9 protein-coding genes and 1 pseudogene are annotated in these 11,665 nt (G+C 71.3%); 8 read left to right on the top strand and 2 right to left on the bottom strand.

Features of this window, described 5'->3' with window-relative positions; genetic code table 11:
- The first annotated feature begins 147 nt into the window (after nucleotides 1-147).
- The 7 genes from ACFWPQ_RS17625 (at nucleotide 148) to ACFWPQ_RS17595 (ending at nucleotide 7,140) form a co-directional block, all read left to right on the top strand.
- The gene (locus ACFWPQ_RS17625) at nucleotides 148-1,458 is read left to right on the top strand and encodes a sensor histidine kinase (protein ID WP_384034868.1); all 1,311 of its coding nucleotides are present in this window, start codon (nucleotides 148-150) and stop codon (nucleotides 1,456-1,458) included.
- A complete protein-coding gene (locus tag ACFWPQ_RS17620; RefSeq protein ID WP_384034865.1) occupies nucleotides 1,455-2,111 on the top strand; it encodes a response regulator in 657 nt (218 codons plus the stop codon). The genes ACFWPQ_RS17625 and ACFWPQ_RS17620 overlap by 4 nt, the downstream gene beginning before the upstream one ends.
- A 195-nt stretch (nucleotides 2,112-2,306) precedes the next feature.
- Nucleotides 2,307-3,758, top strand: a complete 1,452-nt coding sequence (locus ACFWPQ_RS17615; RefSeq protein WP_384034862.1) for a streptophobe family protein — start codon at nucleotides 2,307-2,309, stop codon at nucleotides 3,756-3,758.
- Complete coding sequence (locus tag ACFWPQ_RS17610) at nucleotides 3,755-4,474, top strand: response regulator transcription factor (RefSeq protein WP_384034859.1); 720 nt, start codon at nucleotides 3,755-3,757, stop codon at nucleotides 4,472-4,474. The genes ACFWPQ_RS17615 and ACFWPQ_RS17610 overlap by 4 nt, the downstream gene beginning before the upstream one ends.
- 5 nt (nucleotides 4,475-4,479) lie before the next feature.
- Complete coding sequence (locus tag ACFWPQ_RS17605; RefSeq protein ID WP_384034857.1) at nucleotides 4,480-6,039, top strand: sensor histidine kinase; 1,560 nt, start codon at nucleotides 4,480-4,482, stop codon at nucleotides 6,037-6,039.
- 111 nt (nucleotides 6,040-6,150) lie between these two features.
- Nucleotides 6,151-6,363 carry a hypothetical protein gene (locus ACFWPQ_RS17600; RefSeq protein WP_384034854.1) on the top strand — a complete coding sequence of 71 codons (213 nt, stop codon included), beginning with the start codon at nucleotides 6,151-6,153 and terminating at the stop codon, nucleotides 6,361-6,363.
- 465 nt (nucleotides 6,364-6,828) lie between these two features.
- Complete coding sequence (locus tag ACFWPQ_RS17595; RefSeq protein ID WP_384034851.1) at nucleotides 6,829-7,140, top strand: fumarylacetoacetate hydrolase family protein; 312 nt, start codon at nucleotides 6,829-6,831, stop codon at nucleotides 7,138-7,140.
- 295 nt (nucleotides 7,141-7,435) lie between these two features.
- On the opposite strand, the gene ACFWPQ_RS17590 is transcribed toward ACFWPQ_RS17595, so the two are convergent.
- Nucleotides 7,436-8,152: an SDR family oxidoreductase gene (locus ACFWPQ_RS17590; RefSeq protein ID WP_384034848.1), complete on the bottom strand. Its 717-nt coding sequence runs from the start codon at nucleotides 8,150-8,152 to the stop codon at nucleotides 7,436-7,438.
- 106 nt (nucleotides 8,153-8,258) lie between these two features.
- On the opposite strand from ACFWPQ_RS17590, the gene ACFWPQ_RS17585 reads away from it, so the two are divergent.
- Nucleotides 8,259-9,311, top strand: coding sequence for an Lrp/AsnC family transcriptional regulator (locus tag ACFWPQ_RS17585; protein WP_384034845.1), 1,053 nt, complete (start codon nucleotides 8,259-8,261; stop codon nucleotides 9,309-9,311).
- 150 nt (nucleotides 9,312-9,461) lie between these two features.
- Here ACFWPQ_RS17585 and ACFWPQ_RS17580 read toward each other — a convergent pair.
- Nucleotides 9,462-11,617, bottom strand: a pseudogene (locus tag ACFWPQ_RS17580) (SpoIIE family protein phosphatase).
- Nucleotides 11,618-11,665 lie beyond the last annotated feature (48 nt).

Raw genomic sequence — 11,665 nt, 5'->3', positions numbered from 1 at the left:
GTACGATCCCCATCAGAGGCCTCACCCGAGGCGGGAAATCCCTGGTCAGACGTACGGCCGCGACGGCCGAGCCCCCCAGCCCCCGCCCGCCGGTCCGACTCCCCCAGGACCGGCGGGCGGTCCTCCTGCACCGTGGAGGTGTACACAGTGACCGAACCAGCGTCCGCCGACCCGACGGGCTCCATCGTCGACCCCGGCACGCTGCTGACCGTGTCTGAGCACCGCATGATCGTCGGACTGCTGTCCTGGCTGGCGTCTCTGAACCGGGCCGACCAGGCCCACCCGAGGGTGCGGCGCTGGGGGCTGCCGGCTCTCCTCGTGGTGTTCGCCCTCCCATCCCTGGCCAAGGCCGCTGGGGGCTCCGGCCCCGGGGTGCCCATCGTGCTGGCACTGGCGATCGGATTCATCGTTCCGTTGCTGTGGCGCGAACGTCGCCCCCTGCCGGTCTTCGCCGTCATCGCGGCCGTCTCCGTCGCGGACATCGCCCTGGGGGTGATGGCGGGCTCCAACGCGGCCCGCCTGGTGGCCCTGTACAACGTGGCCCGCCTCGGTACCCCCGCCCAGCTGGGCTTCGCCCTCGCGGTCGGGCTTCCCGAGGCTGTCGCCACGGGACTGGTCGTCTCCGCCGACGGACCGACCTCGTACCTCACCCAGGTTCCCGCCATGGTCACCGTGATGGTGGTTGTCACGGTGGCGGTCACCGGACTGGGCCTGGCCAGCAGGATGGCGCGCGCCTACATCGCCGCCCTGGAGGACCGCGCGGTGCGCCTGGAGACCGAGCGCGACCAGCGGGCCCGCCTGGCCGTCGCCGGTGAACGCGCACGGATCGCCCGGGAGATGCACGACATCCTCGGCCACACCCTGTCCGTGATGGTCGGTCTCGCCGACGGTGCCGCCGGGCTCGCCGAGACCTCGCCCAGGCGCGGCGCCGACACCCTGCGGATCATCGCCGGCAGCGGGCGCGGCGCTCTGGCCGAACTGCGCCGGCTGCTCGCCGTCATCCGAGACGACGGAGAGAAACCGGACGACACCCCGCTCGCCCCGCAGCCGGGCCTGGCCGACCTCGACGCCCTGCTGGAGCGGGTCCGTGGCGCCGGCCGCACCGTCACCCTGCACACCGAGGGCGACCTGGGCGACCTCACACCGGGCGTCCAGCTCGCTGTCTACCGCATCGTCCAGGAAGCCCTGACCAACACCCTCAAGTACGCCGCCCCCGAGACCGCCGTGACCGTCGCCCTCATCTCCGACGCCGATGTCGTACACCTCACCGTCGAGGACACCGGCCCGTCGGCGGCGGATCCGGAGCACGGCGGCGGCCGGGGCCTGGTCGGGATGCGCGAACGCGCCGCCCTCTACGCGGGACAGATCACCGCGGGCCCCAACGCGCAGGGTGGCTGGACCGTCCGGGCTCGCCTCACCCCCACCGCCCCCGCTCACTCGGAGAACCGACCGGCATGACCACCGTCCTCATCGTCGACGACCAGGCCCTTCAGCGCCTCGGCTTCAGCATGCTTCTGGAACAGCACCCCGACCTGACCGTGGTCGGCGAGGCCACCCACGGCGCCGAAGCGGTCCGCAAGACCGCCGAACTCCGTCCCGACGTCGTGCTCATGGACGTCCGTATGCCCGGCATGGACGGCATCGAGGCCACCCGCCGCATCGTCCAGTCCGGCGGCCGTTCCCACGTCCTGGTCCTGACCACCTTCGACCTCGACGAGCACGCCTACGCCGCTCTGCGCGCCGGAGCCAGCGGCTTCCTGCTCAAGGACGCACTGCCCGACGAACTCGTCGCCGGCATCCGGGCGGTGGCCGCCGGGGACGCCGTCATCGCCCCCGCTCTGACCCGCAGACTCCTCGACTCCTTCACCGACCGCCTGCCCGGCCACACCCCCGAACAGGAAAGCCAGCTCGCCGCCCTCACCCAACGCGAACGCGAGGTCCTCACCGCGATCGCCTCAGGCTGGAGCAACATCGAGATCGGCGAACGCCTCAATCTCGCCGAGTCCACCATCAAGACCCATGTCAGCCACATCCTCGCCAAGATCGGCGCCCGCGACCGCGTGCAGGCCGTGATCTTCGCCTACGACACCGGACTGGTCCGGCCGGCCTGATGGGCACTCGCAGATTTCTCTCAGGACCTCTCAGAGGAACCTCGGAGGTCCCGTCCAGGCTTCCTGCCCATGACCCAACACACCGCTCTGTCCTCAATCGCTCCACGAAACACTCTTCCTCCGCTTCCTTCCCACGCTCCCCAGGGCCCCCGCACCCCGGTCGGCACCGGTCCGTCCGTCACGACCTGGCAGAACGTGACGGCGGGAGCCGGGGCGGCGGTGGCGGGGTTCGCCGCGATGCTCGCCGTGGCCTGGCTGGGACTGACTCTGGCGAACGCCTCGTCCGCCACCTCGACGCTGCCGGCCGCCGTGACGATCCTGTGTCTGGCCGTCGGCGGATCGGCGGACTTCTCCGGCGGCTCCAGCGGAGGCCTGCTGTCGATGGGCGTGCAGGGCGGACTGCGCGGCATGCCACTCGGTGTCACCCTGGTCGGTGCCCTGACCCTGGGCCTGGTCTTCTTCTGGGGGCTGCGCGGCCGGAAGGCCACGGCCGAGCTGCTGTTCGCCAGGGCGGCTGTCGCCGGGGTGACCTGGCTGCTGCTCTTCGTGGTGTTCGCGCCTTTCGCCCAGGGGAGCCTGAAGCTGCCCGAATCCGTGACCGCCAAACTGAAGCCGGGAGCCGGCAGCTCGGGTGGCGGCGGCATCCTTGGCCGGCTCGGCGGGGGAGGCTCGGGTGGCGGCGGCATCCTGAGCCGGCTCGGCGGGGGCGGTGCCGGTGGGCTGCTCGGCGGGAGCGGCGGCGGTGGGTCGTCGAGTCTGTCCACCGTGGACTTCAAGGCCGATGTGGCGATGACCGTGTTCGCCGGGCTGCTCTGGCTGGTCGTCGTGCTCGGCCTGTGTGTGCTGGTGGCCCGGCGGCCCCGCTTCCCGGTGCGCTTCGCCACGGGCAGGCTGCGGACAATGGTGGGCCCCGCGCTCTCCGCGACCACCACCGTCGTCGTCGCGATGACGCTCGTCCTCACCCTGGTGGCGGCCGGCGGTGCCTTCTTCCTGGCCGGCGACAACGGCGGCAAAGCGGCCGGAGCCATCCTCCTCGCGGCGCCGAACGCCGTGTTCGCTCTGCTCTCGACCGGCATCGGAGCCTCGTGGACGATGTCCTTCCAAGGCACGGTGGACACCAGCAGCACGATCGGAAGCATGCTCAGCGGCCTCACCGGCGGCGGCATGCTCAGCGGCCTCACCGGCGGTTCCGGTGGCGGTGGCTTCACTCCGCCGCACCGCACGACGAGTCTCGCGGACGCCACCGGCGGCAGCCTCGTCGTACGGGTGGGGATGCTGCTGTGCGTCCTTGCGGTGCTGCTCGGCTGCGGGATCCTGACCGCGGCCCGCACCCCCCTGCCCACCGGGCGCAACGGAGCCGCGCAGCACACTCGTACCACCCGCGCCGCGCTGACCGCGCTTCAGGTCGGCCTCGTCTGGGCGGTCCTGTTCCTCGCGGCCGATCTGTTCGGCGGACCGTCCATGACGGCCGTCATGTCGATCATGGACATGCCGCTGATGAACATGACCGCGGGCGGTGGCGCCGACAGCGCGCTCGCCTCGGTCCTGCTCGGACTGTTCGTCGCGGGCGCGGGCGGATTCGCGGGGGGCCTTGTCCACGACACGTACCGGACGCACCGGATGCGTAGGGAACGGAGGACGGAATGAAGCAGACGGGATCGCTCCTGGTCGTCGACGACGAACCCATCGTCCTCGAACTGCTGCCCACGGCACTGCGGCACGCGGGCTTCACGGTGGCGACGGCCGCCACCGGTGAGCAGGCCCTCGTGGCGGCGTACGAGAACCCGCCTGATCTGGTCGTACTCGACGTCATGCTGCCCGACATGAACGGCTTCTCCGTGATCCGGCGGCTGCGCGAGATACCGGACAGAGCCACCGGCGAGACGGGCCGCCGCCGTATGCCGGTGCTGTTCCTGACGGCCATGGACACCACCGAGGACATGCTCCACGGGCTGCGCCTGGGCGGCGACGACTACGTCACCAAGCCCTTCGACCTGCAGGTGCTGATCGCCCGCATCCAGGCCATCCTGCGCCGTACCGGAGGCCCGGCCAGCCCGCTCGTGGCCGTCGGGGACCTGGAGCTGGACCCCGACGGCCACCAGGTGACCCGGGCCGGGCGGCCGGTGCGGCTGTCGCCGACCGAGTTCCGTCTGCTGCACTTCCTGATGATCAACACCGGCCGTGTGGTGTCCAAGGCGCAGATCCTGGACAACGTCTGGCACTACGACTTCGACGGCGACGCCGGCATCGTCGACACCTACGTGAGCTATCTGCGTCGCAAGCTGGAAGCGGGCGGCGGCGCGCCCCGGCTCATCCACACCGTGTACGGCCAGGGGTACGTGCTGCGCAGGCCCACACCGTGAGGGCGGTGCCGTACCGGTTGCTCAGGTTCGCCCTGCGGGTCTCCCTGCGCAGCCGACTCCTGCTCCTGACGGTGATCCTGCTCGCCGTGGGCCTGCTGGCCTCGACGGTCGTGGTCAACCACCTGCTTCGCGGCTACCTGCAAGGACGGGCCGACAGCCAACTGCGCCCCGCAGCCACCTTGTTCGCGCACATCCCGCCGACGCTCACCCCGAGTTCCCATCCCGCGCTCTCGCGGGCCGCCGCTGCCCGGCTGTCCGCGCTGAACCTCTTCGACATGCCCGTCGTCGTCTACCTGGACGCCCAAGGCCGACGCGTCGGCACACTGGACCTGGGCGCGGACCCCGACTCCGGCCCCCGGCTGACCGCCCTCGACCGGACCGCGGTCGCCGCGCACGGCACCCGGCCCTTCACCGTGCCGGGCCAGGGCGACGACGGGCCACGCTGGCGCGTGACGGTTCGGCCCCTGGCCGACACGGCACCACTACTCGCCCGAACCTCCGAACAGCAGGTCGCGTCTGTCGCCGTCGCCACCTCGATGGGCCGGGCGGACGCGACCGTCGACCAGCTGTGGACCATCTCCCTCAGTGTCACCGCCGCCCTCCTGGCCGCACTCGCGGTGGTCGGCTGGTTCGCCGTGCGTTCCGGCTTCCGGCCCCTGACCCGGATCGAGGAGACCGCGACCGCGATCGCCGCCGGAGACCTGTCCCACCGGGTCCCCGACCTGGCCGACCCGCGCACCGAGGTGGGCAGGCTGGCGACCGTCATCAACGAGATGCTCGGCCAGATCGAGACCGCCTTCGCCGCCCGGCACCGCTCCGAGGCGAGGATGCGGCGCTTCGTCGCCGACGCCAGCCACGAACTGCGCACCCCACTTGTGGGCATCAAGGGCTCCACCGACCTCCACCGCATGGGCGCCCTCTCCGCGCCCGGTGACATCGACCGCACCATGACCCGCATCGCCGGGGAGGCCGAACGCCTGGCCCGCCTGGTGGAGGACCTGCTGAAACTCGCCCGCCTCGACGAGGCAGAGGCCACAGCCGGAGCCGGCACGGCCAACCCCACCGGTATCGCCCTCCAACTCGCCCCCACCGACCTGCGCACCCTCGCCGTCGACGCCCTGCACGACGTACGCGCCCTCGACCCCACCCGGCCCGTCGACCTCACCGGACCCGACGGCGGCACTCCCGCCACCGCCGCGGCCCTGGCCGACGAGGCCGCCCTGCGCCAGGTCGTCTCCAACCTGGTCGGCAACGCCATCACCCACACCCCCGCAGGCAGCCCCATCCGCATCGGCGTCGGCACCGCCGACGGCCACGCCGTCCTCGAAGTCGCCGACCAGGGGCCCGGATTGACCGACGAACAGGCCGAGCGGGCCTTCGAACGCTTCTACCGTGCCGACAGCTCCCGCTCCCGCACCTCCGGAGCCGGGGCGGGCCTCGGCCTGTCCATCGTCCAGTCGCTGGTCACCGCCCACCACGGTCGAGTGGAACTGACGACCGGTCCGGGGCGGGGCGCGACCTTCCGCGTCCTGCTGCCGCCGGTCACGGATACGCATCCGACGTGAACTCGCCTGCGTCACAGCATGCCGATACCCAACAGGCCCACCAGGGCGGTGAGACGACGTCGATCCACATGTGCCGCCGGGACCGAGGCTGCCGACTCACCGAACCTCCACATGGCCACGCCATCGGTCTATCTCGATCTGTGGGTGTGGATCCGTCTGGCACGCGCGGCGAAAGAAACACCGCACGAGGCCTCCGACACGAACCTGCTCACAGCGGTTCTGGACGCCTCCGCGGCAGCTGTCCTCTTCCCGCTCTCGGCCACCCACTACATGGAGATCGGCAAGATCGCCGACCCGCGCCAGCGGGCGAACGCGCCCCGCTGATCCTCCGTGACCCCTCGGGCAAGGTCGACATGGACACGGTCCCGTAGCTGCGGGAACTGCTGTGCAAGGCCAACCGGTACGCCGAGTACCAACTGCTCGCAGGGCCGAGGAACGAGGAGATCGAGGACCTGCGGCGGCTCGGACACCGGCCCGAAGCCATGCGCGAAGTCACCCGGAGCAGGCTCGAGTGGGAGGAGACGTATGCCGGGACGCTCGCAGACGATCCGATCAGTCGGCACGAACTGCGTGTACGAGTCCAGGCACGCGAACTCCTCCACGAGCACTACGAACTGCTCAAGGAACTGCTGGACGAGTACCGCATCGATCTCCATCGCGAGATCGGACTCGACACGGCCCGCCCGCGGTCCGGCCGACCCCGCATGACCGCGTTCGCCGACCGCGCTCGCCCTGGGCGGCCGCGACATCCCCGCCGACAAGGCCTTCGACCACGTCGCCGGCTTCTGCGTGGGCCAGGACATCTCCGAACGCACCGGCCAACTGGCAGGAAATTCGCCCCGGTTCAGCCTCGCCAAGAGCCACCGGGCCTTCAGCCCGATCGGTCCATGGATCACCACGATCGAAGAACTCGAAGAACTCGACGACCCCACCGACCTCGCCCTGGCCTGCACGCTGGACGAGGAAACCGTGCAGAGCGGCCGCACCCGGGACCTGATCTTCTCCGGCACGCCGTCCGGCGTCGGCTTCTCCCGCACCCCGCCCGCTGCCTGGCCAAGGGCAACGTCCTGCGCTCCACGATCGAGGGACTGGGGACATTGACCAACACCTGCACCTGACCGACACGCTGCGCCTGACCGACACCGGCACCGCCGGCCGGCTGCGAGCCGGGCGGTCCTGGGCCGGCGGGGACGACCCGGCGGACCCACGCCTAACACAGCGTGCGGCAAGCGCCGGCACCGGGATCAATCTCACGGAGCTCGACGGCGGCGTCCACGTCTACCCGATCACCCCCGTACCCGAGGGCCGCGCCGCGGCGCGCGCCATCGTCCGGAGTGTGTCGGTGTCGGCGTGACCAGCGGCTCAGGGCTACGGGTTCACCAGGGGTCACCAGGGGTCACCAGGGGACGGTCTTGCCGAAGCGGTCCAGATACGCCAGGCCGGGCGTGCCCAGTCGGGAGAGCAGGACGTCCATCAGCAGGGGGACGGTCTCCTCGACGGTGAACGGCGCATCAGGTCCACCGAGGGCGGTGCGTATCCAGCCCGGCGCCATGAGGACGAAGGCGCGGCGCGTATCGCCCTGCCGGGCCGCGAAGCTCCGCATGAACATGTTGAGCGCCGCTTTGCTCCCTCGGTAGACCTCCCGGCCTCCGGCCGTGTTGTTCGTGATGCTGCCCTGTCCGGAGGACATCGCCCCGATGAGCCCCGTCGGGGACACCAGGTCTTCGAGGGCTTCGATGACGCGCATGGGGCTGAGCGCGTTGGTGACCATCACGTCGATGAAGTCGGCTGTCGCAACCTCGCCGATGGGCGTCTGCGCACTGTTGGCGGTGCCCGCATTGACGAAGAGCACGTCGGGTCGGCGGTGCGCCAGGCGTTCGCGCAGCGGGGGCAGGCCACCGGGGTCGTTGATGTCGAGATGCTCGATGGTCACCCGCCCGTCGGCGTGGTCCGCGAGTTCGTGCAGCGGCGTTCGGGAAGCGGTGTCGCGAACGGTGCCGACGACGTTCCAGCCCCTGCCGAGGAACTCGGCCGCCATCGCGTGGCCGAGGCCGCGCGAGGCCCCGATGAGGAGAGCGGTCGGTGGGATCTGTTCGGTACCAGTCGATGACATCCGGCGTCTTCTCCGTTCTTCGAGCGTTGTTCCGGGTTCGGGGTCACTGTTGCGTCCGTACCGCATCGCGGGCGAGCCGCGAGCGCTCGTTTGTACGATGGCCGGCATGGCAGGGTCCCTCATGACGGAATCCGCTTCCGTACAGCCCGACGACGTACGAATCATTCGAGCGCTGCAGATCGCCCCGCGGGCTTCGTTCGCGGCGATCGCGGCTGCCCTGGGCCTGACCGAGGGCGCCGTCAACCGCCGGTATCGCCGCCTTCGCGCCGACGGTGTCATCCGCGTGACCGGCATGGTCAACCCGGGGGCCCTGGGGCAGAGCAGGTGGCTGGTGCGCCTGCGCTGCCGCCCCGGCAGTGTCACGGCGATCGCCGACGCGCTCGCCAAGCGCGACGACGTCAACTGGGTGGCGCTGAGCGCGGCGGGCTGCGAGATCACCTGCGCGACGCAGTCCCGGACGCGGGAACAACGCGAGGACCTCCTGGGACAGCGACTTCCCCGCACCGCGGCGGTGATCGACATCAACGCCTTCGCCATGCTCCGCCAGTTCCTCGGCGGCCGCGGCCGCTACTGGTCCGCTCTGCAAGGCACCCTGTCCCCGGAGGAGGAAGCCGCGCTGGGGAGTGCCGGGCCCCCTTTCACCGAGTCCCCGGTCGTCACTCGGGAGCCACTGCAACTCACCTCCGAGGACGAGAAGTTGCTCGACGCGCTCACTGCGGACGGCCGCGCGAGTCTCGTCGATCTCGCCGCAGCCGCCGGTCTCACGCCCGGACGCGTCTCGCGACGCCTCGACGCTCTGCTCCGGAACCGTGTCGTCCACATCGACGTCGAGATCGCCGCGGCGGCCCTGGGCTATCACGCACGCGCGAACATCTGGCTCCGTGTGCACCCGTCGGCGGTGAAGAGCGCGGGCCGCACGCTGGCGCAGGAACCCGAGGTCGCCTTCGCCGCAGCCGTCTCCGGGCCCTGGAACCTCCACGCCGTCGCACACTGCCGGGACCTCGACGAACTGTTCGAGTTCGCTTCGGAGCGCATCGGGTCCCTGGCCGGGCTGCAGAGCATGGAGGTCTCCCCCGTGCTGAGGCTCGTCAAGCAGGCCGGCACTCGGCTCTCCGACGATCGTCTCGTGGAGCCGTCCCGCGCTCGCGCGCGACGCTGAGAGGGCGGGTCGCGGCCGGCGGTCCGGCTGTCCGCACGACGCCGTCGGGACGACCAGCCGGGCATACGGCGGCACGCGGCCATGCGGCGGCACGCGACGGCGTACTGTGCCTTCGCTCGGAGCCGCGTCAGGCGGCAGCGCGGACCTGGGCTAGGTGACGGCGAACACCGGGAACTCGGTGGATTCGGTGGACTCGGTCAGCTCGGCCCAGACCGTCTTGCCGTGCCTGGCGTGCCGCGTTCCCCAGCGTTCCGCCAGCTGCGCGACCAGCAGCAGGCCACGCCCGCCCTCGTCGAAGACCCTGGCCCGGCGCAGGTGCGGTGTGGTGTTGCTGTCGTCGGAGACCTCGCACAGCAGGGTGCCGTCATGGATGAGACGGAGCCGGATGGGGGGCCTTCCGTAGCGGATGGCGTTGGTGACCAGCTCGCTGACCACCAGTTCGGCGCTGAAGTCGAGCTGCTCCAGCCCCCAGGCGCTCAGCTGCACGGCCACGCTCGACCGGGCCCGCGCCACGACGGCGGGATCGGCGTCCAGGTCCCAGGTGGCGACCTGGCCGGCACCGAGTGCGCGGGTGCGCGCCAGGAGCAGGGCGACGTCGTCGTCCGGCTGCTCGGGCAGCAGGGCCTGGACGACGGTGTCGCAGATCGTCTCCAGTGCGGCGGCGGGCCCGGCGAGGGCATGGCGGAGCCTGGTGAGGCCGGCGTCGATGTCGTGGTCCCGGGCCTCGATCAGCCCGTCGGTGTACAGGACGAGGAGGCTTCCCTCGGGCAGGTCGATCTCCACCGCTTCGAACGGCAGGCCGCCCAGGCCGAGCGGCGGGCCGGCCGGCAGGTCGAGGAAGTCGACGGAACCGTCCCGGCTCACCACGGCCGGCAGTACGTGCCCGGCGCGGGCGAGGGTGCAGTGGCGGGAGACCGGATCGTAGACGGCGTACAGGCAGGTGGCACCGACATCTCCGTCGGCTGCGGCCTCCGGGTCGGTGGACACCTCGGTGGACAGGCGCAGAACGACGTCGTCGAGGTGGGTGAGCAGTTCGTCGGGCGGCAGGTCGATGTCGGCCAGGGTGCGTACGGCGGTTCGCAGGCAGCCCATGGTGGCAGCGGCACGGATGCCGTGGCCCACCACGTCACCCACCACCAGGGCCACCCGGGCGCCGGACAGCGGGATGACGTCGTACCAGTCGCCGCCCACGCCGACCTCGGCAGCCGCCGGCAGGTAGCGGCAGGCGGCCTCCACCGCGGAATGCTGCGGGGCATGCCTCGGCAGCAGGCTGTGCTGCAGGGCGAGGGCGGTGGCGCGCGCGTACGTGTAGCGGCGGGCGTTGTCGATGGCGACCGCCGCCCGGGCGGCGATTTCCTGGGCGAGGAGCAGATCCTCGTCGTCGAAGCGGTCGGAACCGGGGTGGCGGGAGAACTGTGCGACGCCGAGCGTGGTCCCTCGCGCGGACAACGGCACGACCAGCATCGAGCTCACCGGCTCGGCGGCGGCGTCGGTGAGTGCCACCGAACCGTCCGGTGCCTCCGGGGGATGGCGTGAGGGCCGTCCGGTGGTCAGGGCGCGATCCGGTGGGGATCCGTTCGGGTAGCTGTGCCGCTGCCGAAGGACGACGGCCGCTTCCGGTGCGTCCTCGACCGCCGGCCGCCGGGCGATCCTGCACAGCAGGAGCGGGTCCTCGGCCGGGTTGACGTGTCCGCGGAACACGGAGTCGAGCAGGTCGACGGTGGCGGAGTCGGCGAAGTGCCCGGCTGCGAAGTCCGCCAGTTCGTCGGCGGTACGGGCGATGTCGAGAGTGGTCCCGATGTGTCTGCCGGCCTCGTCACCATCGACAGGCGCCGCTGCAGTCGTCGGTCCCGCTCCTCCTGGAACGCCTCGACCCCCTGTTCCGACGAGCGGTCCACGTAGTCGATCGCCCCTGCGGTCAGCTTGCGCGCGGCAGCGCTGACCAGCTCGGGATCGTTCGTCAGCCGGGGAAGCTCCGCCATCATCCTGTCGAGGACCACTCCCTGACCGAGGCGAAGGGCTCGCAGAATCGCGCTGACGGGTATCCCGTGCTCGGCCACCCGCCGCGCGCGGTCCGGTTCGGCGGCCGGGGGGACGATCGCGCCGAGCTCGATGCCCTGTTCAAGGCCGGACAGCACGGTGAGGACATGCTCGGCCGTGTTCTCCGAGGCCATGGCGTCCGGGTGTTCCCACAGCGCCGGAACCTCGTGCCGCAGGCGTTCCTGCACCTCACGGATCAGCTGATCCGCTCTGGAGCGGAGCTCACGTGCGGCATCGGACACGAGACTGTCCGCAGCGGAGTCCACAGACACACCTAAGACGTTACGCCGATCAACCACATGCGCACCCCAGCG

The organism is Streptomyces sp. NPDC058464, assembly GCF_042721035.1.
GTDB lineage: Bacteria > Actinomycetota > Actinomycetes > Streptomycetales > Streptomycetaceae > Streptomyces.
This window is presented reverse-complemented; position numbering and strand designations above follow the sequence as displayed.

Bases quoted from the DNA above. Each gene is read 5' to 3' on its own strand.
- ACFWPQ_RS17620 (WP_384034865.1), top strand. From the start codon at position 1,455: ATGACCACCGTCCTCATCGTCGACGACCAGGCCCTTCAGCGCCTCGGC.
- ACFWPQ_RS17610 (WP_384034859.1), top strand. From the start codon at position 3,755: ATGAAGCAGACGGGATCGCTCCTGGTCGTCGACGACGAACCCATCGTC.
- ACFWPQ_RS17585 (WP_384034845.1), top strand. From the start codon at position 8,259: ATGGCAGGGTCCCTCATGACGGAATCCGCTTCCGTACAGCCCGACGAC.
- ACFWPQ_RS17590 (WP_384034848.1), bottom strand. From the start codon at position 8,152: ATGTCATCGACTGGTACCGAACAGATCCCACCGACCGCTCTCCTCATC.
- ACFWPQ_RS17600 (WP_384034854.1), top strand. From the start codon at position 6,151: ATGGCCACGCCATCGGTCTATCTCGATCTGTGGGTGTGGATCCGTCTG.